Origin of the sequence: Piscinibacter sp. (assembly GCF_047600445.1) — a bacterium.
Lineage (GTDB): Bacteria > Pseudomonadota > Gammaproteobacteria > Burkholderiales > Burkholderiaceae_C > Piscinibacter.
Genome location: NZ_JASGKT010000002.1, coordinates 867,511 through 893,827, shown reverse-complemented (window position 1 = coordinate 893,827; position 26,317 = coordinate 867,511). Strand labels below are relative to the sequence as shown.

31 protein-coding genes are annotated in these 26,317 nt (G+C 61.0%); 30 read left to right on the top strand and 1 reads right to left on the bottom strand.

Going from position 1 to position 26,317, the window contains the following annotated elements; translation table 11 throughout:
- Positions 1-1,624 precede the first annotated feature (1,624 nt).
- The 22 genes from QM792_RS08340 (at position 1,625) to QM792_RS08235 (ending at position 19,060) form a co-directional block, all read left to right on the top strand.
- Positions 1,625-2,158 carry a GNAT family N-acetyltransferase gene (locus QM792_RS08340; protein WP_415149129.1) on the top strand — a complete coding sequence of 178 codons (534 nt, stop codon included), beginning with the start codon at positions 1,625-1,627 and terminating at the stop codon, positions 2,156-2,158.
- A 127-nt stretch (positions 2,159-2,285) separates the two neighbouring features.
- The gene (locus QM792_RS08335) at positions 2,286-2,681 is read left to right on the top strand and encodes a hypothetical protein (RefSeq protein WP_415149127.1); all 396 of its coding nucleotides are present in this window, start codon (positions 2,286-2,288) and stop codon (positions 2,679-2,681) included.
- 283 nt (positions 2,682-2,964) lie between these two features.
- The gene (locus QM792_RS08330) at positions 2,965-3,507 is read left to right on the top strand and encodes a hypothetical protein (protein ID WP_415149125.1); all 543 of its coding nucleotides are present in this window, start codon (positions 2,965-2,967) and stop codon (positions 3,505-3,507) included.
- Between the two features lie 267 nt (positions 3,508-3,774).
- Positions 3,775-4,065, top strand: coding sequence for a hypothetical protein (locus tag QM792_RS08325; RefSeq protein WP_415149124.1), 291 nt, complete (start codon positions 3,775-3,777; stop codon positions 4,063-4,065).
- Positions 4,066-4,202: 137 nt separating this feature from the next.
- Positions 4,203-4,529: a hypothetical protein gene (locus QM792_RS08320; RefSeq protein ID WP_415149092.1), complete on the top strand. Its 327-nt coding sequence runs from the start codon at positions 4,203-4,205 to the stop codon at positions 4,527-4,529.
- A gap of 246 nt (positions 4,530-4,775) precedes the next feature.
- Positions 4,776-5,174: a cupin domain-containing protein gene (locus QM792_RS08315; protein WP_415149122.1), complete on the top strand. Its 399-nt coding sequence runs from the start codon at positions 4,776-4,778 to the stop codon at positions 5,172-5,174.
- A gap of 70 nt (positions 5,175-5,244) precedes the next feature.
- Positions 5,245-5,703: a hypothetical protein gene (locus QM792_RS08310; protein ID WP_415149120.1), complete on the top strand. Its 459-nt coding sequence runs from the start codon at positions 5,245-5,247 to the stop codon at positions 5,701-5,703.
- 143 nt (positions 5,704-5,846) lie between these two features.
- Positions 5,847-6,401 carry a GNAT family N-acetyltransferase gene (locus tag QM792_RS08305; RefSeq protein WP_415149119.1) on the top strand — a complete coding sequence of 185 codons (555 nt, stop codon included), beginning with the start codon at positions 5,847-5,849 and terminating at the stop codon, positions 6,399-6,401.
- 649 nt (positions 6,402-7,050) lie between these two features.
- The gene (locus QM792_RS08300; protein WP_415149118.1) at positions 7,051-7,509 is read left to right on the top strand and encodes a hypothetical protein; all 459 of its coding nucleotides are present in this window, start codon (positions 7,051-7,053) and stop codon (positions 7,507-7,509) included.
- Positions 7,510-7,647: 138 nt separating this feature from the next.
- The gene (locus QM792_RS08295) at positions 7,648-8,103 is read left to right on the top strand and encodes a GNAT family N-acetyltransferase (RefSeq protein WP_415149116.1); all 456 of its coding nucleotides are present in this window, start codon (positions 7,648-7,650) and stop codon (positions 8,101-8,103) included.
- Between the two features lie 708 nt (positions 8,104-8,811).
- Entirely contained in the window at positions 8,812-9,285 is a 474-nt protein-coding gene (locus tag QM792_RS08290; protein ID WP_415149115.1) for a hypothetical protein, read from the top strand.
- 139 nt (positions 9,286-9,424) lie between these two features.
- Positions 9,425-10,051, top strand: a complete 627-nt coding sequence (locus tag QM792_RS08285; RefSeq protein WP_415149114.1) for a LysE family translocator — start codon at positions 9,425-9,427, stop codon at positions 10,049-10,051.
- A 162-nt stretch (positions 10,052-10,213) separates the two neighbouring features.
- Positions 10,214-10,564 (top strand): hypothetical protein, encoded by a 351-nt coding sequence (locus tag QM792_RS08280; protein ID WP_415149112.1) that lies wholly within the window; start codon positions 10,214-10,216, stop codon positions 10,562-10,564.
- Positions 10,565-10,726: 162 nt separating this feature from the next.
- A complete protein-coding gene (locus tag QM792_RS08275) occupies positions 10,727-11,260 on the top strand; it encodes a hypothetical protein (protein WP_415149107.1) in 534 nt (177 codons plus the stop codon).
- Between the two features lie 182 nt (positions 11,261-11,442).
- Positions 11,443-11,667: an addiction module protein gene (locus tag QM792_RS08270; RefSeq protein WP_415149111.1), complete on the top strand. Its 225-nt coding sequence runs from the start codon at positions 11,443-11,445 to the stop codon at positions 11,665-11,667.
- Positions 11,664-11,957, top strand: coding sequence for a type II toxin-antitoxin system RelE/ParE family toxin (locus QM792_RS08265; RefSeq protein ID WP_415149109.1), 294 nt, complete (start codon positions 11,664-11,666; stop codon positions 11,955-11,957). The genes QM792_RS08270 and QM792_RS08265 overlap by 4 nt, the downstream gene beginning before the upstream one ends.
- Before the next feature lie 1,227 nt (positions 11,958-13,184).
- Positions 13,185-13,718, top strand: coding sequence for a hypothetical protein (locus tag QM792_RS08260; protein ID WP_415149107.1), 534 nt, complete (start codon positions 13,185-13,187; stop codon positions 13,716-13,718).
- Positions 13,719-13,853: 135 nt separating this feature from the next.
- The gene (locus QM792_RS08255; RefSeq protein WP_415149105.1) at positions 13,854-14,309 is read left to right on the top strand and encodes an NUDIX domain-containing protein; all 456 of its coding nucleotides are present in this window, start codon (positions 13,854-13,856) and stop codon (positions 14,307-14,309) included.
- A gap of 190 nt (positions 14,310-14,499) precedes the next feature.
- A complete protein-coding gene (locus QM792_RS08250; protein ID WP_415149091.1) occupies positions 14,500-14,715 on the top strand; it encodes a hypothetical protein in 216 nt (71 codons plus the stop codon).
- Positions 14,716-17,011: 2,296 nt separating this feature from the next.
- Positions 17,012-17,383: a hypothetical protein gene (locus QM792_RS08245; RefSeq protein ID WP_415149104.1), complete on the top strand. Its 372-nt coding sequence runs from the start codon at positions 17,012-17,014 to the stop codon at positions 17,381-17,383.
- 1,258 nt (positions 17,384-18,641) lie between these two features.
- Positions 18,642-18,851, top strand: coding sequence for a type II toxin-antitoxin system HicB family antitoxin (locus tag QM792_RS08240; RefSeq protein ID WP_415149102.1), 210 nt, complete (start codon positions 18,642-18,644; stop codon positions 18,849-18,851).
- Positions 18,848-19,060 (top strand): type II toxin-antitoxin system HicA family toxin, encoded by a 213-nt coding sequence (locus tag QM792_RS08235; RefSeq protein ID WP_415149100.1) that lies wholly within the window; start codon positions 18,848-18,850, stop codon positions 19,058-19,060. Before QM792_RS08240 ends, QM792_RS08235 begins: the two co-directional genes overlap by 4 nt.
- A 167-nt stretch (positions 19,061-19,227) precedes the next feature.
- Here the strand turns inward: QM792_RS08235 and QM792_RS08230 are convergent, their stop codons facing one another.
- The gene (locus tag QM792_RS08230) at positions 19,228-19,650 is read right to left on the bottom strand and encodes a GFA family protein (protein WP_415149099.1); all 423 of its coding nucleotides are present in this window, start codon (positions 19,648-19,650) and stop codon (positions 19,228-19,230) included.
- Positions 19,651-19,730: 80 nt separating this feature from the next.
- Between QM792_RS08230 and QM792_RS08225 the strand changes: the two genes are divergently transcribed.
- The 8 genes from QM792_RS08225 (at position 19,731) to QM792_RS08190 (ending at position 25,767) form a co-directional block, all read left to right on the top strand.
- A complete protein-coding gene (locus tag QM792_RS08225) occupies positions 19,731-20,153 on the top strand; it encodes a winged helix-turn-helix transcriptional regulator (protein WP_415149097.1) in 423 nt (140 codons plus the stop codon).
- A gap of 820 nt (positions 20,154-20,973) precedes the next feature.
- Positions 20,974-21,432, top strand: coding sequence for a hypothetical protein (locus tag QM792_RS08220; RefSeq protein ID WP_415149095.1), 459 nt, complete (start codon positions 20,974-20,976; stop codon positions 21,430-21,432).
- 761 nt (positions 21,433-22,193) lie between these two features.
- On the top strand, positions 22,194-22,631 hold the full coding sequence (locus tag QM792_RS08215) for a hypothetical protein (protein WP_415149094.1): 438 nt from the start codon (positions 22,194-22,196) through the stop codon (positions 22,629-22,631).
- A 701-nt stretch (positions 22,632-23,332) separates the two neighbouring features.
- Positions 23,333-23,659, top strand: coding sequence for a hypothetical protein (locus tag QM792_RS08210; protein ID WP_415149092.1), 327 nt, complete (start codon positions 23,333-23,335; stop codon positions 23,657-23,659).
- A 767-nt stretch (positions 23,660-24,426) separates the two neighbouring features.
- Positions 24,427-24,642, top strand: coding sequence for a hypothetical protein (locus tag QM792_RS08205; RefSeq protein WP_415149091.1), 216 nt, complete (start codon positions 24,427-24,429; stop codon positions 24,640-24,642).
- A gap of 8 nt (positions 24,643-24,650) precedes the next feature.
- The gene (locus tag QM792_RS08200; protein WP_415149089.1) at positions 24,651-24,950 is read left to right on the top strand and encodes a type II toxin-antitoxin system RelE/ParE family toxin; all 300 of its coding nucleotides are present in this window, start codon (positions 24,651-24,653) and stop codon (positions 24,948-24,950) included.
- 201 nt (positions 24,951-25,151) lie between these two features.
- A complete protein-coding gene (locus QM792_RS08195; RefSeq protein WP_415149087.1) occupies positions 25,152-25,445 on the top strand; it encodes a BrnT family toxin in 294 nt (97 codons plus the stop codon).
- Positions 25,432-25,767, top strand: coding sequence for a hypothetical protein (locus QM792_RS08190; RefSeq protein ID WP_415149086.1), 336 nt, complete (start codon positions 25,432-25,434; stop codon positions 25,765-25,767). The genes QM792_RS08195 and QM792_RS08190 overlap by 14 nt, the downstream gene beginning before the upstream one ends.
- The last annotated feature ends 550 nt before the right edge of the window (positions 25,768-26,317 follow it).

Here is a 26,317-nt window from a genome sequence, read left to right as displayed (position 1 = left end):
GTTGCCATCTCTGGCATTGTTCAAGCGCACAACAACAAGTCGGAGGCATCATGGTGCTCCTAGGAGAAGCTTTCCTTGCGGCGGGAGCCTTAGTCGTCTTTGCGTACTCGCTGCAACTTCGCATCAACGGTGAACACAACAACTGGCTTCGCCTTTGCCTCGGCATCGCCGGCTTTGGCTTCGTCCTCCAGGCCTTCGCTTCCTTTCCCTCGGCGCATGCAGCGAGCTCCGGTCAACTGTTCTCCTTCCTGAGCTACAGCCTTGGCGCCGTTGGTGGCGCTCTCGCAGTCACAACGCTGCGCCCGGGCAACTGGAGAGTTGTCGGTCTCTGGCCATCGTGGGAGCGCAACTCCAAGTCCACGCCTTAGGCTATAGGCAGAGCAGCATTCCTTACTCAGCAATGCAACCAGCGCCGCCTAACCCTTCGCTGGAGCCGACGTGCACCGGCATGGCACTTGGCCCGCGAGGCGCTGGTTCTTATCATCCGCCTCGCGGGCCAAGCGCCACGCCGGCGCCCGCGGCTCAGCTCAAACGTTAGGCCGCACGATGAATCAGCGCCGCACACCCGTCGATCGCGATGGAACACCCGTCCGAGTCGGCTCGCGTGTTCGGGTCTTGGGCTTCTCAGGCGATTGGTATGAACAACTACCCGCCGATGAACGGGAGCGTGTGGACTCAATGCTTGGCCAGATCTTTGAAGTGGAAGAGATCGACGAGTATGGCCAGCCTTGGGTGTGCAAGCGGTGGCCCAACGAAGCAGAAGGAACTTGTGTGTCTCACTCGGTAGCACTAGAGCCTGCTGAGATGCTCTGCGTTGGCCCTGCCGCACTGTGACAGGGCGCTACAGCAGGCCCTTGGGGGCAGTCAAAGGTATCCGGGCGCTCATGGCCTGCGAAACAGCTGTCATCGCGGGCATCTAGTGAGGTCCAGTTCTGGCGGCAATCGTTGCGAGCGCCCGCACTTTGTCAGCAGTACCAAGTGCGGCCTAACCCTTCGCTGGAGGGGACGGCCACCGGCAAGCCGCCTTGGCCGCGAGGCGCTCGCTGTCTATCATGCTCCTCGCGGCCAAGCCGTCTCGCCGGCGTCCGCCCCTCAGCTCAAACGTTAGGCAGCAGGCGAAGCCGGTTGGGCACTCGCTGCGCTGCTGAATTCCAAATGCCTTCACTGCTCGCAGCGTTGGAGAACGGAGCAATCAAGTCGGTCAGCGGCTGTGGTCCGCGCATCAAGAGGGTCACAGCTCAGGTTCGTCGTCTTGTGCTGCGGCAGTTGGGCAGCGTAGGCGTTGGTGGCGCTCGGCGCCTCTGCCACAGTCGCTTTCCTGGCTTGGCGGCATCAGCAGCGGTTGCGCCGTGTTCATCGCCAAACCCGTCCGCTTTGGTGGTGCTCTCGCCCAAGCAAAACCAGGCTGCGGCTCTTCGCAGGTCTGTGGTCTCGGCTCAGGCTGCTCAATGCAGTTGCCTCACACCACGGCTGTCTGCCACGAGCAAACCCGCTGCCTAACCCTTCGCTCGAGGGGACGGCCACCGGCAAGCCAGCTTGGCCGCGAGGCGCTCGCTGTCTATCATCCGCCTCGCGGCCAAGCCGGCTTGCCGGCGTCCGCCCCTCAGCTCAAACGTTAGGCCGCATGAGAACCGTCGAAGCGTCTCACTGCACCCTTGAACCCTTGGTCGTGGCTCATGCGCAAGAGATGTTCAGCGTTCTCTCTGACCCTGCTATCTACGAGTTCGAGAACGAGCCACCTTGCTCGGAATCATGGCTTGCCGAGCGGTACACAAGGCTTGAGCGCCGTGCTTCAGCGGATGGAAGCCAAGTCTGGCTCAACTGGGTCTTGCGGCTACCTGGCGGAGAGTTGGCGGGCTATGTTCAAGCAACCGTGCTTCCCTCTGGTGCCGCATTGGTTGCCTACGAGTTGGCGAGTCGCTACTGGCGGCAAGGCATCGGCAGTTGCGCTGTTTCGGCCATGCTCGGTGAACTCCAATCCAGCTATGGTGTTCGCCTGTTCGCAGCAGTGCTCAAGGCTGTCAACCACAGGTCGCTCGGGTTGTTGCTCAACCTTGGCTTTAAGCCCGCTGCCAGTGAGCAAGCGGCTGAGTTCGGCGCGGAGTCAGATGAGGTCGTCATGGTCAAGTCTGTGGCTCCCATCGAGAATGCGGCCTAACCCTTCGCTGGAGCCGACAAGCACCGGCATGGCACTTGGCCCGCCTCCCGGAGTGGTTCATCATCCGTCCAGCGGGCCAAGCACCACGCTGGCGCTTGCGGCTCAGCTCAAACGTTAGGCCTCAGAAATGCAAACACTCCCGTCCATCGACGCTCTTGCTGAATACTTTGGCTGCCAACCTCGCGTTGAGGCGACGCACCCTGAGTTGGGCGCTCTCAACTACGAGGTCGAGTGCGACACCGAGCATGAACGAGTCACACTATCGGTTCTGCCAGTTGCGGAAGAGGTTAACGTCAGAGTTTTCACCAAAACGCCGTCTCGCTTCTTTCTGCTTGGACTTGAAGACGTGAGGGAAATCGTTGTCATGAGCGAAGAAGAAGAGGGTGAAGTGGATCAGAAAGTGGAGATCCGCTTCCACAACACAGAAGTGCAGACACTAAGCCTTCGCCTCAGACCAGTATTCATGCTCATCTGGGGCAACCAACACGACTCACCGGAACGCCATCCGCCGTGGGAGCGCTGAGGCCTAACCCAATACCGTTAGCTTAAGGAGATTTTGCGGGTTTACCCTGGCATCCGAAATCGCAGGCGATCATAGGCGGCACACATCCGGAAGGTCAGGGAAATCGAGCATTTGGTGCCTTAAACTAACGGTATTGAGGCCTAACCCGGCGCTCGAGCTGACGTGCTACGGCAGCCGTCCCTGGCCGCGCTACGCCTGTTGTCTATCATGCTTCGCGCGGCCAGGGCCGTCTGCCGCAGCACGCAGCTCAGCTCTACGTTAGGCGTCACGCGCTTCTCTCGTCATGTCGATCCATTTCAAATCAACGCCACGCCAAGCCGGCCACGCAATCGGCTTGGCTGTTGCAAACCTGGCTCAGAAGCTGTCCGGGGGGATCAATCCAAGTTGGCTTCAGGAGGCTGAGCTCTCTCGCGCGCACTACGAGTCAGAACTTCTCCTGCTTACGGCCGCAGCGGCCATGCACACCGTCGAGTCCTGCGGGCTTACGCCTGAAGTCGAGAATGAGGTCGCCGCAGGTTTGTTCAGTTGGGTACATGAGTTGCCCGTAGAGTCTCGTGAGCTGCTCTTGCGGTCGCTGGACGACGCAACCGACTACTACTCGCAGGCTGCGGCCTCCACCGACGCAGAACAACCTTTTGTGCCAAATGAGATCTCCGAGATTGAAGCAGCCTTTGGTGACCGACTCTTGAACTCAGGAGAGAACAATGAAGTTCGGGGTAAGGCTTGCTTGCGGCTCTGTGTCGTGATCCCCAAGACACTTTGGTCTATCCAAGTCACAAGCACCCGTCAAATGCTCCGCGATGCTCTGCTGCTTCTTCCACAGTGACGCCTAACCCTTCGCTGGAGCCGACTCGCACCGGCATGGCACTTGGCCCGCTTCCCGGAGTGGCCCATCATCCGTCCAGCGGGCCAAGCGCCACACCGGCGCTCTCGGCTCAGCTCAAACGTTAGGCCGCAAAGAATGTATCGCCGCGCTCTTCTCTCCGCCGCACTGCTTTTCGCGACCGCGCGTGCGTCTTCGCTTGCCGCGCCGCTGCCCCTACAAGCAAGGAGGCGGCTCATCGGAACATGGCGGTCCGATCGAGAGAAGACCATGAAGCACTGGAGTCATCTGCCGACCGCTACACCAGAGGCAAGAGAGCGAATCGAGGCATGGTTCGGCAGCTTCACGTATACATTTACCCAGAAGTCCGCTCTCGCCGAATACGATGGCGGCTCCTGGGAGGCGCCGTATAAAGTTCGAAGCGAGAGCGAGAACGTAATCACTATCCAGCTACTACATGTTGAGCGGCGTGAGGATATAACGCTGTACTTTGACGAGCCATACTTCTTTCTGCGCAGTGGCAGCAAGAACTTTGAATACTTTCGCCGAGTTGCGGCCTAACCCAACGCTCGAGCCGACGCGCTACGGCAGCCAACCCTGGCCGCGCTACGCTCGTTGTCTATCATGCTCCGCGCGGCCAGGGTTGTCTGCCTCCGCGCGCGGCTCAGCTTTACGTTAGGCCACACAGCCGCCCCGCCGTGAACGTCAGAACAACTCGTCGGATTCAGCGCCTGCTCGCATACCTCGCACCGCTTGTGGTCTTGCTTGCAGGTGCATGGCATACAGCCTTGGCGCAGTTCGCTGAAAACGAGCTGGTCGCCAATCTCGCACTTCTGTTCCTCACAGCCACGCTAGCCGTCGTGCTTCATCGGCGTTCGCATGGGCGCGAAAGTGCTTGGTTCGGTGCGCGAGTCCTCAAAGAGATCGAGCAGAACCCCGAGGACCAAGTCAATCCGCTGTCAGCGGACGTTGCGCTCATACTGGCTACCGTGTTCTTGTGCACTGTCGCTGTCGTTCAACTCTAGCGCTGGCCGGACAGTCGGCCGTACACCTACGCATTGTTCGGCGAGCTATTTCACTTGTCCTCCGTAAGCCGCACCGGGCGGCACTCTGCTGTGCAACGAGTGTGGCCTAACCCTTCGCTGGAGCCGACGTGCACCGGCATGGCACTTGGCCCGCCTCTTGGAGTGGTACATCATCCATCCGGCGGGCCAAGCGCCATACCGGCGCACGCGGCTCAGCTCAAACGTTAGGTGCCAATGGAGGCAAAGGTGAGTCTCGTCAAAGATATTCTCAGCACATACCTGCACTTCCAGGGCATTGGGCGAGTCAATCCAATTCCCCTATCAGAATCGTTCTGGGAAGAGGTCGCGGCTGGAAATCATCCTGAACTAGAGCAAGGCAGGCTCATGTCAGCCTTCACCTTCTCGGAGCCGTGGGCCATGTGGGAGAGGCATCCCGCCGGAGAGGAATTAGTCATGCTGCTCTCTGGTGTTGCCACGCTCATACTCGAAGAATCTGGTCAAGAGCAGACCATCCAACTAAGCAGCCCCGGCTCTTATGTCGTTGTACCAAAGAATGTCTGGCACACAGCGAGGGCCGATGCGCCTGTTACCATGTTGTTCCTCACCCCCGGTGCTGGCACGGAACATCGTCCGGTTGGCACCTAACAATTCGTTCAAGCCGACGCCGCTTCGCGGCGCGGCTTAACTCAGGCGTTAGGCCTCATGGAGAACGAGCATGCCCGACGGAAAGGAATTCAATCCAAAGGCCAGCATCTACGTCGACGACAAGTCAGCGTCGAAGGTCGCCTTGGCTGGGAAGCTCGGCGTGCTACTGACGTTTGTGACTATTGCTGCGCTTGTCATAGTAGTAGTGAACCGCCCGGCCGCTTGGTCGCAAACCGTGGTCCTTGGCCTCGCGGCCACGTGGGGCATAGGCGGCCCAATGTGGTTCTTCTACGAGTACTTCTTCATCTATCGAGAAGGCGGCGCTCCCGACAGTTGGGAACTGTTTAAGCACGGGCAGCAAGTCAGCGCTGCGGTCTGGGTAGCCCTGACGGGCTCTCTCACGGTCGTTGGCGCCAGCGATTTCGTCAAAGTGAAAGAGGCCACCTATCGCTGTGAACTGAACTCCAGTGCCACGGCCCCCGCATCAGCAACTTCTGCATTGGTCCTTTCTTGCGCACCGGCGAAATGAGGCCTAACCCTTCGCTGGAGCCGACTCGCACCGGCGTGGCACTTGGCCCGCCTCCCGGTCTGGTCCATCATCCGTCCAGCGGGCCAAGCGCCACACCGGCGCTCGCGCCTCAGCTCAAACGTTAGGCAACGCAAACCCCACCCATGCAGCTTGTTCGACCGTCTGAACTCCATTTGCCGAGCTATGTCGCAGCGCTGGAGCGCGGTTGGTCTGCGGACAACCTGCGCCCCGAAGCAGCGCAGGAAGAACTTGCCCGCGTTCGAGCTGACGCTCAGGCGTTTCTCTCCAGCATGGAGGACCGCCAGGCCAAGGGTCCGCCGGTCACGCTCCCAGACGGTTCGGTGGTCAATCGCATTCCGGGCTTTCGGCGCTGGCTGTGGGACGGCGAGTTCTGCGGGAGCATCAGCTTTCGCTGGCAAGAGGGCACTACCGATCTGCCGCCTCACTGCCTCGGGCACATCGGCTATGCCGTGGTTCCTTGGAAGCAACGGCTTGGCTATGCCACGGTGGCGCTGGCGCAGTTGCTGCCAGAGGCCAAGTCGGTGGGGTTGCCGTTCGTGGAACTCACCACCGATCCAGAGAACCTCGCATCCCAGCGGGTCATTCTGGCCAATGGTGGCGTCCTCGTGGAGCGGTTCACCAAGCCGCCGCAGTTTGGCAGCAAGCCCGGGCTTAGGTTTCGCATTGCAGTGGCGTAGCGCGCGGCGTTGCCTAACCCTTCGCTGGAGTGGACGGCCACCGGCAAGCCGGCTTGGCCACGAGGCGCTCGCTGTCTATCATCCGCCTCGCGGCCAAGCCGTCTCACCGGCGTCCGCCCCTCAGCTCAAACGTTAGGCAGCAGGCCGATTCGGTTGGTACTCGTCGCTTTGCTGAATACCAAAGCTCGGTCGCTGCACTGGGCGCCGGCAGCAGCAAATCGGGTGTGCAGCGGTTGCGGTTCGCGTTTCAACGAACTCACCGCTAGGGTTCATCGTCTTGCGCTTTGGCAACTTGGGCACCGTTGGTGCCATAAGGCCAGCGCCTCGGCCAAGCTCGCCTCCCCAGCCCTGCGTCCTTGGCAACGGCAGCTTGCCCTTCGTCAATCAAGTGGCTTTGGTGGTGCTCTCAGCCAAGTCAAGTCGCCCCGGGGCTTCTCGCAAGGTTGCAGCGTCAGCCAAGGCTGCTCAACACCGCTGCCTGGTAGCCTGGCTGTCCGTCACCAGAAAACCCGCTGCCTAACTGGTCGCTCGAGGGGACGGCCACCGGCAAGCCAGCTTGGCCGCGAGGCTCTGGCTGTCTATCATCCGCCTCGCGGCCAAGCCGCCTCACCGGCGTCCGCCCCTCAGCTCAAACGTTAGGCGTCACAGAATGCGCGTACGCGATCTTCCCAGCGCTGAAGGCAAGACCAACGCATTTGAGGTGAATAACCTGCTGCTCACAAGATCGCGGGCCTGCAAGATAGTCGAAGCCATTCCTGGCGCGAGTATCATGAAACGAAGCAGGCTGTTCCGTGACACAGACGAGTTCTGCATCTTCACCATCGGACCGGACAAGTTCGCAATTGAGGAACCGTATGGCGACAACAGTCGCTACTGGATTGGAGCGAAGGACGGCAAGTCAACACAATCTTTGCCACTGGTTCGCAGGGCGTTCGAAGAACACAAGTCCTGGCTGCCCCCGCTGCGCACGCTATCAGCCGCAGTGGCGGTACTTCTCGCTGCACTGCTGTACTCAAAAGCATCGCAGTTCATCGAGCAAGACAAGTGTCTTGATTCCGGTGGCCGCTGGGAGGCAAAGTCAAACACATGCTCGCACATCGCCCAGTGACGCCTAACCCCTCGCTCAACCGGACCCGCTACGGCAGTCGTCGCTTGGCCGCTCCAGGCGCCCGTGGCATCATGCCTTCCGCGGCCAAGCGCCGCCTGCCTCCGCAGGCCGGTTAGCTCGAACGTTAGCCGTCAGCAAGTGCCCCAAGTCGACGAAATCCTCGAACTCGATCTCCTGACGCTGCGTGAACACACGGAACGCGCGGGCGACACGCTTGACCCAGTACGTCTTCGCCAGTCGATCGAGAACCTGCTCCCCTTCTCTGAGGTGGCAGTCGTGCGCCGCCAAGGCGCTCTTGTCGCCTACGCCATGCTTCAGCCACAAGAGGCAGGCCAGTGGTTCGTCACAGGCTTCAGCACACATCCCGAGCACCGCAGTGCAGCAGTGTTGCGTTCTCTGTTCGGTCAGCTTCTACACATCGCGTCGCGCCGAGGCATAGCGTCTCTGCGCAGTAATGTCTACAAGACCAACCACCTGTCTATGGCCTTCCATACTCGCCTTGGCTTCAAGGTCACCCGCGAGAACGCAAAAGCAGTGGAGTTCATCGCCAGCGTCTCGGAGCTACGCGCAAGGCATCCGCTGTTCGCCCAGTGACGGCTAACCCTTCGCTGGAGGGGACGGCCACCGGCAAGCCAGCTTGGCCGCGAGGCTCTGGCTGTCTATCATCCGCCTCGCGGCCAAGCCGTCTCACCGGCGTCCGCCCCTCAGCTCAAACGTTAGGCCGCACGACGATCATGCCCACCACAGATAGCGCCACTTCTCGCTCGGAGCGAGCAGGTGTCAGGTTTGCACTGTTCGCTGTCCTTGCCGTCCTGCTCCCCGTACTTTGGTATGTCGCTTTTAGAGCCTGGTTTGAATCCGGCAGCGGCTTCTGGTACTCGCTTCTAGCGTCGCGCTCAGCTATGGTCTTCTGGCTGCCACTCATCTCAATTGCCTTGGCTTGGTGGTTCGTTCTGCCACGGCCCCGGCTATCACCCGTGAAGCTGGTAACCCTCGGAGCTGCATTGCCAATGGGACTCGTACTAGGCATGTATCTTGGCTTGGCCTTTACGTGCTTCTACATGAACAAGTGCATGTAGCCAAGGAGCCAGTTGTTCAATCCTTTGGTCCGTTGGGCGTAGTAATTGTGCTCGCGAGCAGCAAGGCGCAGTTCAGCCAGTTCGGCCTAACCCTTCGCTGGAGGGGACGGCCACCGGCAAGCCAGCTTGGCCGCGAGGCGCTCACTGTCTATCATCCGCCTCGCGGCCAAGCCGGCTCACCGGTGTCCGCCCCTCAGCTCAAACGTTAGGCCTCAGAAGTCACGTGCGCGCGCTGCGTTTCCTCGGTTTTGTAGCGGCAGGCTTTCTGCTGTACTTCGTCGTGGTCGTATACCTCGGTGGCTACTTGGCAGCTATCCATGTACCTCCCGAGTACTTCGCGTTCTTCGGGCGTGAGCGTGGCGCCCTTGCGGTGGCCCTGCTTTCGTTTACGAGCTACGCGCTGCCTATCGCCGCAGTCAGTGCGGTAGCGGTCGCTGCTTTGGCTCGCTTGCAAGGCGGTTCGCCTCGCTCTGCTTTTGCTGGCGCGTTCGTCGGCATGGTCCTCGCCTGGGTCGCCCTACACGTCCTGTTCTTTCCTTACTCTGGCTCAAGCGGCTCCCTCTTGCACAGCCTGTGGGTCGCCGTTTCGGGCTCCTGGTGGGGCTTGCCTAACCTGCTGGCACCTTGGGTCGGGCTCAGCCTGGCCTTCTGGTATTGCTATCGCAAGCAAGCCGTCCGCACACCGGCTGAGGCCTAACCCTTCGCTGGAGAGGACGGCCACCGGCAAGCCAGCTTGGCCGCGAGGCGCTCGCTGTCTATCATCCGCCTCGCGGCCAAGCCGTCTCACCGGCGTCCGCCCCTCAGCTCAAACGTTAGGCACCACACAACTACACCCAATGCAACTCAACACTTGGCTCGTCTTCGTCGCCGCCGTTCTCGTACTCACAGTCACTCCGGGCCCGTCTGTTCTTATGGCGGTATCTACATCGGTCAATCGCGGGTTTCGCCAGGCCATATTCGCTGCCCTGGGCAGTACGAGTGCCATCGTTTGCCTCATGGTGCTGTCTGCGGTCGGCCTAGGCGCAGTGTTGTCTACATCGGAGGTGCTGTTCTCCGTCCTAAAGTGGGCCGGTGCCGCGTATCTAGCCTACCTTGGTATCACCTCATTGCTTTCGTCTAGCCGCAATGTCCTACTCACAGAACAAACGGAGTCTGCTCAACCCCGTAGCTTCGTACGTGGGTTCCTTGTCGGGGCAAGCAACCCGAAGGCCTTGGTTTTCTTCACCGCACTGTTCCCTCAGTTCATCGATCCTGCTCGTCCGCAATTTCCACAGTTTCTGATTCTTTGCTCCACGTTTGTTGCCTTCGAACTGTTCTGGTTGATCACCTATGCGGCGCTAGGCAGTCGCGCAAAGCAATGGTTGCAGCAGCCAGGACGCGCCGTCGCCTTCAACCGCGCTACCGGCGGTGTCTTCCTAGCCGCGGCGGCCGCACTCGCCTCCGCCAAGCGAAGTGTCGCCTAACCTCTTCATCGAGCGGACAGCCAACAGCAGGCCGCGCTACAGCAGCTGCGCATTGTTGCCTCCGCGCGGCCTGCTGTCGGCTGCCGCTCATGTCGCACGTTAGGCGTCGCAAGCTGCCGCAGAGCGCTTGCATCACGCTGCTGAACCATCTTGCGAGTGGACATGGAATTCCGAACCATCCCGCCTGACCCAGCCGAGTTCCCGAAGCTGCAACTCCTGTGGCCACCAGCGCTACCAGCAACGCTACTGCTCGGTGCATGGCTGGCCGAGATCAATGGGCACGTGTGGAACATTCACGCGGAAGGCGCATTACTACTAGGAGCATTCTTCGTTCTGCTCATCGTTGGCACGGTGTTCTCGTTCCTCTCGCTCAGAGCGCTATTACCCGCCCTGCGGCAGCATCCCTCGCTTCGCACGAAAGCCAATCTGGTTTGCACTGGCGTCTCGCTAGTGTTCGTCATACTCAGCGTGGTTTATGGGGTCAGCGGTCTTCTCGAACTCTTCATTCGTTGAGCATGCGACCACCGTCTCACTCATGCAACGACGCCTAACCCTTCGCTGGAGGGGACGGCCACCGGCAAGCCAGCTTGGCCGCGAGGCGCTCGCTGTCTATCATCCGCCTCGCGGCCAAGCCGTCTCGCCGGCGTCCGCCCCTCAGCTCAAACGTTAGGCCGCATGACCATAGCATCTCGAACTCTCACCATCGCTTCAGTATGCGTTCTCACGGCGAGCGCGTTCGCCTGTTTGATAGCACCCATCGAGGCAGCAACTGAGTTCTTCCCGCTGCTCTTCTGGATTCATATCGCGGTCATCATGCTCGGAATTTTGGGAAGCCTGCGAATAAGGAAGCTCAAGTCTACATGGTCAGAGGTTTGGCACGCCTTCCTTCCGATACCCAGAACTTTGATCATTCTTGGCATCATCGCAGCGGCAATCGCCGCATACTCGACCAAGAATGTTCAATTCGATTTTGGAACCTTGCCGGATGGAACAGCCGTACATAGCAAGAACTGGAGCGAAAGCAAAGGAAGATACTGGCTCTCACTAAACAAGCAACCTGAGTTCGAGATTACAAAGGTCCAGTATCAACAGTTGCAGCGGGAGAGCCATGCGTTCTTCGCACTGCTCTGGCTACTCCTTTCATACCTCATCACTCTTCAGTGGCACTACATTACTCGCCGCGAAGCACAGCGCGCGAATGCGGCCTAACCCCTCGCTCAACCGGACCCGCTACGGCAGCCGTCGCTTGGCCGCTCCAGGCCACAGTGTTAAATTGTCCTTGCGCGGCCAAGCGCCGTCTGCCTCCGCAGGCCGGTTAGCTCGAACGTTAGGCCTCGCAGGCAACGCGGGCGCGTATGATTCGCGCAGTTCTGGTTCCGAGGAGTAGTCGCATGCCCAGCACCGTTACCGACCTGGAAGTACAGGCACTGCGCCTCGCACCTGAGGAACGCGCGCAGCTTGCCGATCGGTTGCTCGCCAGCCTGTCTGCCGACACGTCGATCGAGGAAGAGTGGGCCACGGAAGCTCAACGCCGCCTCGCCGAACTCGAGGCCGGGACCGTTGCTGCCATTCCGATTGAAGCCGCCATCGCTCGCGCTCGCAACGCGATCCGATGATCTTCTCAATCCATCCCCTGGCGGAAGCAGAGCTTGTCGATGGTGCCTCCTTCTACGCCAAGGAGGCCAATGCAGTGCTGGGCGAGGCCTTCATTGCCGAGTTTCACCACGCGGTCGAGTTGCTCCGCGAGCATCCAAAGCTTGGCGCGCGGTGGCGCGGCCCATTGCGCAGACTTCCGATGCGGCGCTTCCCATACAGCATCGTCTATCACGAGTCGCTGGCCGCGCTGCGCATCATCGCCATAGCCCACCAGAGCCGTAGGCCCGGCTACTGGCGCGGGCGCTCGTAAGCAAGCGAGGCCTAACCCTTCGCTGGAGGGGACGGCCACCGGCAAGCCAGCTTGGCCGCGAGGCGCTCGCTGTCTATCATCCGCCTCACGGCCAAGCCGCCTCACCGGCGTCCGCCCCTCAGCTCAAACGTTAGGGCTCACAGCAGCAGCGCCAGCGCAGCTCGCCGAGCTTGGCTGTTCATCGGGCAGAAGGTCAGGCAAGCAGTGGCCCAAGCCGGCCCACTTTCGTGCATCATCCGTCCTAGAGCCAAGGAGAGTGCCAATGAGCCATTCCATGCAGTGGGCCGCAATAGCTTGCGCGGTGGTCGTCCTGGTGCTGGCGTTTGCCAAGCTCTCCAAGGCATTCAACTCTCCCGCTGGCGAGCGCTACCTCAAGCAACAAACTCAGGGGCCATTCGCTCCGGTCGAGCAGGACAAACCCCTCGGTTCAGCGCATACGTCTGAGTCGTCCTCAAGCGGCGGTACGGCTTAGTAGCCGCCTGGGGCAACTCGTTGTGCTGTGCCTTGGTCGCCTCAGGCGCCGGGTACGTCCCTCGCGTTTGCGCTACGGCAACCACTGAGCCACCCAACCACTGAGCCACCCAACCAGTGAGCCCTAACCCTTCGCTGGAGCCGACGTGCACCGGCATGGCACTTGGCCCGCGAGGCGCTCGCTGTTTATCATCCGCCTCGCGGGCCAAGCCGCCTCACCGGCGTCCGCCCCTCAGCTCAAACGTTAGGCAGCAGGTCAGTTCGGTTGGTACTCGTCGCTTTGCTGAATACCAAAGCTCGGTCGCTGCACTGGGCGCCGGCAGCAGCAAATCGGGTGTGCAGCGGTTGCGGTTCGCGTTTCAACGAACTCACCGCTAGGGTTCATCGTCTTGCGCTTTGGCAACTTGGGCACCGTTGGTGCCATAAGGCCAGCGCCTCGGCCAAGCTCGCCTCCCCAGCCCTGCGTCCTTGGCAACGGCAGCTTGCCCTTCGTCAATCAAGTGGCTTTGGTGGTGCTCTCAGCCAAGTCAAGTCGCCCCGGGGCTTCTCGCAAGGTTGCAGCGTCAACCAAGGCTGCTCAACACCGCTGCCTGGTAGCCTGGCTGTCCGTCACCAGAAAACCCGCTGCCTAACTGGTCGCTCGAGGGGACGGCCACCGGCAAGCCAGCTTGGCCGCGAGGCGTTCACTGTCTATCATCCGCCTCGCGGCCAAGCCGGCTTACCGGCGCCCGCCCCTCAGCTCAAACGTTAGGCCGCATGACCATAGCATCTCGAACTCTCACCATCGCTTCAGTATGCGTTCTCACGGCGAGCGCGTTCGCCTGTTTGATAGCACCCATCGAGGCAGCAACTGAGTTCTTCCCGCTGCTCTTCTGGATTCATATCGCGGTCATCATGCTCGGAATTTTGGGAAGCCTGCGAATAAGGAAGCTCAAGTCTACATGGTCAGAGGTTTGGCACGCCTTCCTTCCGATACCCAGAACTTTGATCATTCTTGGCATCATCGCAGCGGCAATCGCCGCATACTCGACCAAGAATGTTCAATTCGATTTTGGAACCTTGCCGGATGGAACAGCCGTACATAGCAAGAACTGGAGCGAAAGCAAAGGAAGATACTGGCTCTCACTAAACAAGCAACCTGAGTTCGAGATTACAAAGGTCCAGTATCAACAGTTGCAGCGGGAGAGCCATGCGTTCTTCGCACTGCTCTGGCTACTCCTTTCATACCTCATCACTCTTCAGTGGCACTACATTACTCGCCGCGAAGCACAGCGCGCGAATGCGGCCTAACCCCTCGCTCAACCGGACCCGCTACGGCAGCCGTCGCTTGGCCGCTCCAGGCCACAGTGTTAAATTGTCCTTGCGCGGCCAAGCGCCGTCTGCCTCCGCAGGCCGGTTAGCTCGAACGTTAGGCCTCACAACAACATGCTCCATCGCATCTCCGCCGGCGCAATCGTCGAGAACGAAGGCCGCGTACTCCTTGTTCGGCACCGCAGGATTGGCAAGTACGACTTCTGGGTGGCGCCTGGAGGCGGCGTCAAAGACGATGAGAGCTTAGAAGCTGCTGCCGCGCGCGAAGCAAAGGAAGAATCAGGACTGGACATTCATGTGTCCAAGCTGATCTACATCGAAGAACTGGTCAACCCTGAGTGCCGGCACGTCAAGTTTTGGTTCACTGCTTCGCTACTTGGTGGCTCACTTGATGTCAGCCATCCGGAGACGGTGGCCGAGTTCATCGTTGAAGCAGCTTGGCTCACACCAGAAGAGATCAAGGACAAGACCGTCTTTCCTCCTGTCCTCAGTGGCCGCTACTGGCAAGATCGAGTAGCCGGCTTCCCTACGCCAGTAAGCCTGCCACTTCGTCAAATGCAGTTTTGGTAGTTGGGTCGCGCGTGAGGCCTAACCCCTCGCTCAACCGGATCCGCTACGGCAGCCACCGCCTGGCCGCTCCAGGCCATGTTTGTTATCGTCCTTCCGCGGCCAGCCGGCGTCTGCCTCCGCAGGCCGGTTAGCTCGAACGTTAGGCGGCGCGGCATCCGCCTTCATTGCAGCAAGGAGTACCATTCGCCACATGCAAGTCGCCACCGGTACCGTCGTCAACGGCAAAATCGTCCTGGAAGGTGTTCCACTCCCGGAAGGCGCCGTCGTCACAGTTGTGACCCGCGGCGCGGATGAAGGTTTTCGCCTGACGCCTCAGCAGGAAGACGAGTTGCTCGCCGCTATGGCGGAGATCGACCGTGGCGAGGCTGTCTCGCTCGAAGAACTGCTGGCTTCCCTCCCGAACTAGCCCTGCGAATGGCTCGCAAGGTTCTCGTTTCCGCCCGAGCGGCTGCTCAGTGCGCCAAGCAGCCACGTGGTGGCAGGAGAACCGAACTGCGGCACCTGGCGCTGTCGCCACGGACTTCCGAGAAGCCATTGCCTTGCTGGCTGAGCAACCAGGAATCGGAGCCCGGTACGAGGGAGCTCGAACGCCTGGCGTGCGCCGCCTCTACCTCAGCCGAATTAAGTACTTCGTCTACTACCTCTCCTCCGACGAACAGCTTCGTGTTCTTGCCTTCTGGCATGAGAGCAGAGGTCAGCAGCCTGTTGTCTAGGCCCAGCGCCGCCTAACTGGTCGCTCGAGGGGACGGCCACCGGCAAGCCGGCTTGGCCGCCCCTCAGCTCAAACGTTAGGCAGCAGGCAGAGTCGGTTTGGTGCTCGCTGCGCTGCTGAATACCAAAACGCCATCACTGTGCGGGGTGTTGGAGCAGAGCAGTAAGTCGGGCAGCAGTAGCGGTTCGCGCATCAACAAGCCACCTCTCAGGTTCATCGCCTTGCGCTTCGGCAGCTCAGCCACTGTGAGCTTTGCGCGGTCAGGGCCTCAGCCACGGTTGCGGCCTTGGTCTTGCAGCAGCCCCGGTAGCTGTGGTGTCGTGTTCATCGCCAAACCAATCCGCTTTGGTGGTGCTCTCGCCCAAGCAAAACCAGGCTGCGGCTCTTCGCAGGTCTATGGTCTCGGTTCAGGCTGCTCAATGCTCCTGTCTCGCGCCGCGGCTGTCTGCCACGAGCAAAACCCGCTGCCTAACCCTTCGCTGGAGCCGACGTGCACCGGCATGGCACTTGGCCCGCGAGGCGCTCGCTGTTTATCATCCGCCTCGCGGGCCAAGCCGCCTCACCGGCGTCCGCCCCTCAGCTCAAACGTTAGGCAGCAGGTCAGTTCGGTTGGTACTCGTCGCTTTGCTGAATACCAAAGCTCGGTCGCTGCACTGGGCGCCGGCAGCAGCAAATCGGGTGTGCAGCGGTTGCGGTTCGCGTTTCAACGAACTCACCGCTAGGGTTCATCGTCTTGCGCTTTGGCAACTTGGGCACCGTTGGTGCCATAAGGCCAGCGCCTCGGCCAAGCTCGCCTCCCCAGCCCTGCGTCCTTGGCAACGGCAGCTTGCCCTTCGTCAATCAAGTGGCTTTGGTGGTGCTCTCAGCCAAGTCAAGTCGCCCCGGGGCTTCTCGCAAGGTTGCAGCGTCAACCAAGGCTGCTCAACACCGCTGCCTGGTAGCCTGGCTGTCCGTCACCAGAAAACCCGCTGCCTAACTGGTCGCTCGAGGGGACGGCCACCGGCAAGCCAGCTTGGCCGCGAGGCGTTCACTGTCTATCATCCGCCTCGCGGCCAAGCCGTCTTACCGGCGCCCGCCCCTCAGCTCAAACGTTAGGCGTCTGGCATGCCCGACTTTGTTGGTGTCCACTGACTTGTTGGGCTTTGGGGGCGCCCCAATACGCTGCGGGGCTAGGGCGAGCCTACGGGCCGCAGCCCCCGTATCAAGGGCGATTGAGCCCATGTCGAACTGCGGGCTCGACCTCCCTGCGGCCGGCCGGGATGGGCCCTCCGCAGTCGGGCCCGCCCCGCCCAGCCTCCGGTCACCCTCGCCCGGCTTCGCCGACCACAACAACCCTTGACACGGGGCCCCGAGCTGCGACCCGTTTCCCTCCGCACCCCCGCCGCCGGTGTCCCCAAGGGGCGCCCGTTCGGTTTTCGGGTGTTGGCCCTTCCGGGCCGTTATGTTTTATTTTTTTGGGGTTTTCTTCTTTAGGGGGTTTGAAGGGGATGGTGGTTTTGTTGGTGTTCACCAACTTTTACGGGTGATGGTGGTGGGGGACTGCCCGTCCTGCGGCGGGCAGTTCACCGATGGCTTCCCATCACGTGAAATCCAGGGCAGGGTGTCGGGGGGCTGCCCGTCCTGCGGCGGGCCGCTCACCGGTGGTTGTCCTCCCAGGGAAAAACCGCCGTCCGTTGTGTTCCGTACGTTAAGTGTCCTGTAGATAAATCTAGGCCGCGCTGCGCGCGGCCCGGGAAGTAGCACCGAGTTCGAGGCGGCCGGACCGCGCGCTGCGCGCGCTCCGCGCAGGGCTCGATCTGGAACCCAAGGGTTCCAGACCCTGCGGGTTTCGGGCTATGCCCTCATCTTCGCCGTGCGCGGTCCGGCCGAACTCCAAGCCGGGGGTCCACCCCCGGCAGCCCCGACAGCCCGGCTTCGACCCACAATGACGCCTAACCGGGCGATCCAACGTCACCCTGCGGGCGACGCTGATCTTCAACGTTAGGCGGCTATGAAAGAACTCCTCTATCTTGCAGCATTCCTAGCAGTCGCCCTCGGTATTGCGCACTCTGTTCTTGGGGAGCGGTACATTCTTGTCCGCCTCTTCCGGCGGGACAACCTGCCCAAGCTATTTGGCAATACAGAGTTCACTACCCGCACATTGCGTTTCGCTTGGCATATCACCACCGTCGCATGGTTCGGCTTTGGGGCACTCCTGTTGCACGCCGGGCGGGTCGACCTCACCACTTCCGGTACGCTACGCATCATTGGCGTCACCTTCATACTTTCAGGCCTTCTTCCACTCTTCATTACTCGTGGCAAGCATCTGTCTTGGCTGGTACTGTTCACCATCGGCGGCATTGCGCTGTGGGGCGCCGCCTAACAATTCATTCAAGCCGACCTTGCTTCGCAAGGCGGCTTAATTCAGGCGTTAGGCCGCACATGCAACATCGTGGCAATCGCCCAGCCCTGGGCGCCCTGGCAGTAGTTGGTGCTGGCGCGGGGGCACTAGTGGCTCACCTGAATGGTGTCAGGTCGTGGCTCGACGCCAAGGTCTACATCGCAGTTGGAGCACTCATTGGCTTATTAGTCGCTCACGCATTGCTCAAGGTGTTCCGCAGCTGAGCCAGTGCGCATGGTCAATGCTCCTTTGGCCTCTACGCCACCGCAGCCCTCGCTCTAGCTGCTGGCGCTTCCACTGTGAGAGCTTTGGGATGCATCGGCGTGGAGGTCTCCTGTCTAGCATCGTTCACACTTCTCCTGGTCTTCGGCCTCGTAGCAACAGCAAGTTGGCGCCAGCGTCAACAGTTGGGCATGTAGCACGCATAGCTTGGTGGGTGCATCTCGCGGTGGGCGAAGTCGCCGTCGCCACGTGGCTCGCCAAGAGTGCGGCCTAACCCTTCGCTGGAGCCGACAAGCACCGGCATGGCACTTGGTCCGCCTCCTGGAGTGGTCCATCATCCATCCGGCGGGCCAAGCGCCATACCGGCGCCTGCGGCTCAGCTCTACGTTAGGCGTCACGACTCGCACCCCTCTGCGCATGCAGCCATACATCAAATGCAAGCTCCAGCGTGAGGCCTTCAAGCTCTACCTCATCGGAGGCCTTGCCGTTGTCCTCGCGGCGCTCTGGTGGCTTGTCCCAATGCCGTCGAGCAAGTCCCCGACGCGCAAGCTGGAGCATGCGTTCCGAGAAGAGGTCACTTCCTTGTTTGGTAATCAAGCAGCTGCGGCGTGTAAGTATTGGCCCAAGCATCTGTACATGACCTGCGGAAACGTCACCGTCAGTCCGAAGCTACTGCTCGAGCGGGGCTGGCAGCTCGAATCTTCGTCGGAAAGCCGGTTCTCGTACTTGCGAGCGCAGTGGCGGCTGAAGCTTCAGTGCGCCCCGTTGAGCAACGAGTCGTGTACTCCAGAGTTCTGGTTTGTTGGCAGTAGCGCACAATGAGTCGGCGCGCCAACCGGTGACGCCTAACCCTTCGCTGGAGCCGACGTGCACCGGCATGGCACTTGGCCCGCGAGGCGCTGGTTCTTATCATCCGCCTCGCGGGCCAAGCGCCACACCGGCGCCCGCGGCTCAGCTCAAACGTTAGGCGTCACCAAATGCGCCGCGCGCTAGACTGTCACCTTCTTCGGAGAGCCCTATGAAGTTCACCCTCGAATGCGAGCGCGAAGACGACGGTCGTTGGCTGGCAGAGGTCTCGCAACTGCCTGGCGTACTGGCTTACGGAGCGTCCGCCAACGAAGCCATGGCTAAGGCCGAGGTACTTGCCCTGCGCGTACTGGCTGAGCGCCTTGAGCATGGTGAGGCCAAGCCGCAAGAAATCAGCATCTCGGTCCCGGCAGCCGCATGAGCCAGTGGCCTTCATCGAAGGCCAGGCGTGTCCTCGCCGCGCTTCTCAAGTTGGGTTGGCAGGTCAAGCGCCAAACTGGCTCCCATCGCACTCTTGCGCGCGAAGGTTGGCCTGACTTCGTGTTCGCCTTTCACGACGGCGAAGAACTTGGGCCACGTATGTTGGCACGCATCGCCAAACACACCGGCCTCGAACCCCAGCACCTGTAGCACTTGGCCGCGAGTGACGCCTAACCCTTCGCTGGAGCCGACGTGCACCGGCATGGCACCCTGGCCGCGAGGCGCTTGTTCTTATCATCCGCCTCGCGGCCAGGACGCCACACCGGCGCCCGCGGCTCAGCTCAAACGTTAGGCCGCACGAAGACAGCCCTCGTCCTTCACATTAGTCGCGTGTCCGTGGGCGCTCGATCGGGTCGATCATGAGCGTTGTCGACGAAACGCAGGGGCGCGTTGACAAGTTCGTCCCGGTCCAAGCTATCGAGCGTTGGGACATGGATGGCGTAGAACCTGCCGCCCAACTCCGCGAGCTCACCCGTCGCATAGAGCCGGATGCCGCACCTTGAGCAGAAGCGGTAGCTCAGCCCCGACTCAGATCGCCCTTCCGGAACCCACTCATACGTACTGAGAAGCTCTTCTCCGCATAGCAGGTTCATCTTGTCGCCGCGCACGAAGAGGAACCAAGCGCGGGCCTTGCTGCAGAGGGAGCAGTTGCAACGATTGCTTCCCGCTGCCAAGTCGAACTCTGCCTCGTACCGCACGCCTTGACAGTGACAACTGCCCAGATACCGCTGATAAGTCATCACACCTCAACTGGTTGCATTTCGATATCGCAACTCTATCCATACCGATTGCGTTTTGCAACCGGTGTAGAGTCTGAGGCATGAGACAAGATCAGCGATCAACATGCCCAATCAGTACGGCCCTGGAACTGGTGGGTGACCGTTGGACGCTGCTCGTGATCCGAGATCTGGTCTTCGCGGGAAAGCGCCGCTTTCGCGAGTTCCTTCAGTCCGAGGAGGCCATCTCAACCAACGTGCTGTCCGATCGACTTCGAGCGTTGATGGAGAGGGGCATCCTCCGGCGCGACGACGATCCGACGCATGCGCAGAAGGCCGTGTACAGCCTGACCGAGAAAGGGCTCGATCTCCTGCCGCTGTTGGTCGCGATGAGCGCTTGGACCCAGAAGCATGATCCCAGTACCCGCCGACCCGAAGCTGTACAACTACTGCAGGGGGGCCCTCGGCTTCTAAAACAACTTGAGCAACAACTCCGACAGAGTCACGGCATCGCGAGTGCGGCCTAACCCCTCGCTCAACCGGACCCGCTACGGCAGGCCACCTTGGCCCGAGCTGAGGTACGCTGTATATTTTCTCAGCTCGAGCCAAGGCGGCCTGCCTCCGCGGGCCAGTTAGCTCGAACGTTAGGCCGCACGCTGGCCACATCACGTCAGCACCATGAAGCTCAGTCCACACGTAGTCGCTGGTTTCGCCTCAGGCATCGTGTCACTTGGCGGCGTTTGGCTTGTTCTCTTCAATGGCAGGTTCTCCTCCGATGGCGGCCTTCTTGAAGGCCATGCCCCATACGTCTTCGTCGCCATCGCCTTCGTTACAGCTGCCGTTTACTTCGTCCTTGGAAGACGAGCTTCTACATCAACGCCAAGAGTCCTTGCACTCTCTCTGCTTGTGGGCACTCTGTTGCCTGTGCTTGCCGTCCTCGCGCCCATCCTGTTCTGCATCGTGGCACAGTGCCGCAGCTTTGACATGCCGTGAAGCTGTAGCTGGCCCAAAGCAAGGTCCAACATGCCACTCAACCGGAGCAGCAACCGCAGGCCACAGGGCGAGTGTTTGGCCATGCTTGTCGCCTGCGAGGGCTCTAGGTCACCCACTGCCCATCAACGAGTGCGGCCTAACCCTTCGCTGGAGCCGACAAGCACCGGCATGGCACTTGGCCCGCCTCTTGGAGTGGTACATCATCCATCCGGCGGGCCAAGCGCCACGCCGGCGCTTGCGGCTCAGCTCAAACGTTAGGCCGCACAAGTGGCACAAATCAGTCTTCGTCTCACGCAGTCAGACTACTCACGAGCTTCGGCGTTTGTCGTCGACAGGCTTCGCCGAGCGGGTGCGATGCCAACGTCGCTCAAGCCTTTGGCGCTGTTGGCTTATGTGCTGTATACCGTTCCATTGTTCGTCATCTTGGTAGCTCCGAACCACCAAGATGAAGCCATCCGTTCGGTGCTCCGCTGGTCTGTACTAGCTCTGTTTATCGTTCCCGCTTTCTTCGTCGTCGGGATCAGCCGCCTTCGCCTTGCGGACGCCAAGGCCTTGGCCAGTTTGGCACCACACGCCGAGGAGCCTCTCACCCTTGAGGCCACGGCTTCCAACCTGACGGTCACTACAACCTCAATGACCGCTGTCTTTCACTGGTCCGCAGTCTCAGTCTTCGTCATTGATGCCGAGTTCGCCGTCCTGCTGGCCACGCGAACTGCTCCCATTCCTGTCACCAAAGTGGGAAGTACCTCAGAAGAGGAGTTCTTCGCCTTCCTTCGCCACGCACAGCAATACAAAGCAGCGAGTGCGGCCTAACCCTTCGCTGGAGGGGACGGCCACCGGCAAGCCGCCTTGGCCGCGAGGCTCTCGCTGTCTATCATCCGCCTCGCGGCCAAGCCGTCTCACCGGCGTCCGCCCCTCAGCTCAAACGTTAGGCCGCACAACACCCCTCGCTCACGCGCGCAATGGACAGTACCACGCTCTACTTCATCGTCGTTCTTGTCGCTTGGCTCGCCCTGGCTTCACCTATTGCTGTCTGCGCCTTCCTCAGTTTCGCACGGGGCCGCGGGGTCCACGGTCGCTGGCTATTCCTGGTGGCTGGGCCACTACTCGCCTACACAGCGCTTTGGCTGATTCTGATCGTCGTGTACATACCCACGGCCATCGCTCTCGTCTTCTTGGTCCCTGCAACGGTGCAAATGCTGGGCTCGCCACCCTTCTGGCATACGGCAGCTACGTGGGTAGCCGGGAAAGAACCGTTCTTCGCTGCTCTCGCGTGCGGTGCACTCTCGTCGTGGCTCGCAGTTTGGGTCTGGCCTCGGTGGCCAGCAATTGCAGCAGCTATGGCTGCACCGCGCCGCACATGAGCACCATTCACTATCCGCGAGTGCGGCCTAACCCTTCGCTGGAGCCGACGTGCACCGGCATGGCACTTGGCCCGCGAGGCGCTGGTTCTTATCATCCGCCTCGCGGGCCAAGCGCCACACCGGTGCCCGCGGCTCAGCTCAAACGTTAGGCCTCATCAGAGGCCAGCACCTGCAGGCCACTGCCGAGCAATCTCTCGTCCCGAGACTTTCGTGTACGTCCAACGCAATTCGAGCATCATCGGCATCATCGAAAGTGAGGCAGGCCGCATGACTACATCCGTTCCACTTATGCGAACAGTCGTTCAGATGAACTACACTCTCAATGGGCACCGGAGCCTCAAGGAGCGTCAGTATTGGCCGCACCTTGTTGTAGGCAATCCTGAGCAACGTGAAGCGCTCATTGGTGAAGGCAATGTTCTTCTTGAGCGATATCTCGGGGTTTGTGCTTGGTCTGGCCCAGATCGGATTCTCCCTGGCCAGCAAGCCGAAGTGTTGTTTGCTCTGCCCTATGGAACGCCGGAAGACAACCTCTACTCCGAATTGCTTCCTGGCGCAACCTTCACGATCCGCGAAGGGAGCAAGATCGTAGGCTCGGGCCGTGTCATCGGTCCAGCGGGCTGGACTGAGCAGTCTCGGCAGGAAGGCTAAGAGTTTCCAATGGCCCTGACATCAAACCGACTGAGGCCTAACCCAACGCTCGAGCTGACGTGCTACGGCAGCCGTCCCTGGCCGCGTTGCGCCCGTTGTCTATCATGCACAACGCGGCCAGGGCCGTCTGCCTCCGCACGCAGCTCAGCTCTACGTTAGGCCTCGCAATGTGTCGCCCCGTCGATCACTGGATCATTGCCCTCTTGCTCGCGTGGGTCACTTCGGCCGTCACTGCGGGAATCTTCCAACGACGGTTTGCGCTTCGCTTGAAAGATGAGGAGCCAACACTGTGGAAGGAACTCAGTACTTGGCATCGGTGGAACGAGAACTCCGAACTCCACGAGTCGGCCGTTCTCTCGTACTTGCTCCAAGGGCTGCATCAAAGCCTCTCCCGCGATGATCTTGTTGCTCAGGGAAGACGCGCTCGCAGTTGGATGTTCATCGCCTTTGGCTTGTTCTGCCTCTATGGAGCACTCGTCGTCACCAGCCAAGCGGGCATTGTTCCTTCCTGCTACTGGCCTTGAGCGTCGAGCCCGCACCTGGCCCTCAAACAGCGAGGCCTAACCCTTCGCTGGAGCCGACGTGCACCGGCATGGCGCTTAGCCCGCCTCCCGGAGTGGTACATCATCCGTCCGGCGGGCCAAGCGCCACACCGGCGCACGCGGCTCAGCTCAAACGTTAGGCCACACAGCCGCCCCGCCGTGAACGTCAGAACAACTCGTCGGATTCAGCGCCTGCTCGCATACCTCGCACCGCTTGTGGTCTTGCTTGCAGGTGCATGGCATACAGCCTTGGCGCAGTTCGCTGAAAACGAGCTGGTCGCCAATCTCGCACTTCTGTTCCTCACAGCCACGCTAGCCGTCGTGCTTCATCGGCGTTCGCATGGGCGCGAAAGTGCTTGGTTCGGTGCGCGAGTCCTCAAAGAGATCGAGCAGAACCCCGAGGACCAAGTCAATCCGCTGTCAGCGGACGTTGCGCTCATACTGGCTACCGTGTTCTTGTGCACTGTCGCTGTCGTTCAACTCTAGCGCTGGCCGGACAGTCGGCCGTACACCTACGCATTGTTCGGCGAGCTATTTCACTTGTCCTCCGTAAGCCGCACCGGGCGGCACTCTGCTGTGCAACGAGTGTGGCCTAACCCTTCGCTGGAGCCGACGTGCACCGGCATGGCACTTGGCCCGCCTCTTGGAGTGGTACATCATCCATCCGGCGGGCCAAGCGCCATACCGGCGCACGCGGCTCAGCTCAAACGTTAGGCCGTTGCGGTCACTCCACTGGCCGCGCTCTGGCAGCAGCAGCCCATGGCCTGCGCGAAGAAACGGTGCCTTCCTCGGTGCACTGGCCTTCCCTCCCCCGCCATCGGTCAGTCCGTGGGCGGCATGCCCGCTCCAGGCTACTGGGGCGCACTTGCCAATATCGGCTGCTGTCGCGGTCCTACCGTCTAGCTTGACTCACGTCGCCGCCCCAGGCCCGCTGTCACCACCATGCAGGCTGCAATCACCGGTTCCACGCAGTACCTCTGCCTGGGGCGTCGGAGGCTCAGCGAGCACCACTATTGCAGCATTTGCTCGCTCTTGGTATTTCGCCAACTCAACCGCGACCTCACTTGCCACCAGGCCGCAGGCCTAACTAGTCACTCGAGCGGACGGCCTCCGGCAAGCCGTCTTGGCCGCGTGGCTCTCGCTGTCTATCATTCGCCTCGCGGCCAAGCCGCCTCACCGGCGTCCGCCCCTCAGTTCAAACGTTAGGCGGCGCGGCATCCGCCTTCATTGCAGCAAGGAGTACCATTCGCCACATGCAAGTCGCCACCGGTACCGTCGTCAACGGCAAAATCGTCCTGGAAGGTGTTCCACTCCCGGAAGGCGCCGTCGTCACAGTTGTGACCCGCGGCGCGGATGAAGGTTTTCGCCTGACGCCTCAGCAGGAAGACGAGTTGCTCGCCGCTATGGCGGAGATCGACCGTGGCGAGGCTGTCTCGCTCGAAGAACTGCTGGCTTCCCTCCCGAACTAGCCCTGCGAATGGCTCGCAAGGTTCTCGTTTCCGCCCGAGCGGCTGCTCAGGTGCGCCAAGCAGCCACGTGGTGGCAGGAGAACCGAGCTGCGGCACCTGGCGCTGTCGCCACGGACTTCCGAGAAGCCATTGCCTTGCTGGCTGAGCAACCAGGAATCGGAGCCCGGTACGAGGGAGCTCGAACGCCTGGCGTGCGCCGCCTCTACCTCAGCCGAATTAAGTACTTCGTCTACTACCTCTCCTCCGACGAGCAGCTTCGTGTTCTTGCCTTCTGGCATGAGAGCAGAGGTCAGCAGCCTGTTGTCTAGGCCCAGCGCCGCCTAACTGGTCGCTCGAGGGGACGGCCACCGGCAAGCCAGCTTGGCCGCGAGGCGCTCACTGTCCATCATCCGCCTCGCGGCCAAGCCGTCTCACCGGCGCCCGCCCCTCAGCTCAAACGTTAGGCGTCGCCGAACAGCATCATTTCATCACGTGGCGACAAAAGGCACACATCGGAGTACACTTGCCGCGTGACGCCCTGCCGGTGGAACCCCGATAAGAACCGCGAACTCCTGGCGGAACGCGGTGTCTCGTTCGAGCAAGTCGTGGTCGCCATCGAGGGCGGTGGCCTCTTGGATGTCCTGGCACACCCGAACACCAAGAGATACCCGAGCCAGCGGCTGTTGGTCGTCACGTGGGATAGCTACGCCTACTTGGTACCCTATGTCGAAGAGGCAGAGTACTTTTTCCTCGAGACGGTCATCCCCAGCCGAAAGGCTACACGCGACTACCTTACGACCGGAGATCCAGATGACGCAACCTGATTCGCTTGAAGCTGATCTCGTTGAAGCCTACGAAGCAGGCAAGTTGAAGTCTGTGGCATCAAAGGCCGAACTCAGTCGGCTGAGGGCCGCCGCACGTGCTACAGCCATCAAAGACCGACGAGTGAATATTCGGCTGTCAGCAGGCGATCTGCAAGACATTCAGGTCAAAGCACTTGCCGAGGGCATGCCGTATCAGACGCTGATCGCCAGCATCCTCCACAAGTACGTCACCGGGCGGCTCGAAGAGCGCAAGTCCGGTGGTTCGGCGCCAGCGCCAAAGGCAAAAACCCCGACTGGTCGCTCATCGCGCAGCGATGCCTAACCCTTCGCTGGAGCCGACGTGCACCGGCGTGGCACTTGGCCCGCCTCCTGGAGTGGTGCATCATCCATCCGGCGGGCCAAGCGCCACACCGGCGCTCGCGGCTCGGCTCAAACGTTAGGCCCCACAAGTGGACCCGTCGTCGCGTATGTCCAGGTTGACCAAGCTCTGTGTGTTCATGTTCGGCTTGGTCTTCGCCTCTCTTGGCTTGTTCTTGCTCTTTAGCGGTGGCGTGTCGCTGCCTACAAGGCAACCATCCGTTCGGTTCCACTTCAGCGGACTGCCTCTTCTTCTGTTGGGCTTGTCGCCGCTGGTAGTCGGATTGCTCGGCCTGGGCATCGCCCGCGATGCTGTGGCTCGCGAATCCCGCGCAACACGCGTCGGTTTGGGCTTCAGCATCGTTTCGCTGGGCCTGGCCTTTCTCTTGGCGTCCAAGGCGTAGCCTCTTTGGGTCGAGCCAAAGGCGCCGCCAAGGCGTCTATGGCTCGAGTCGCCCATACGCAGTCATGGCCGTTGAGCTGGGGCAAACGCGTGGGGCCTAACCCTTCACTGG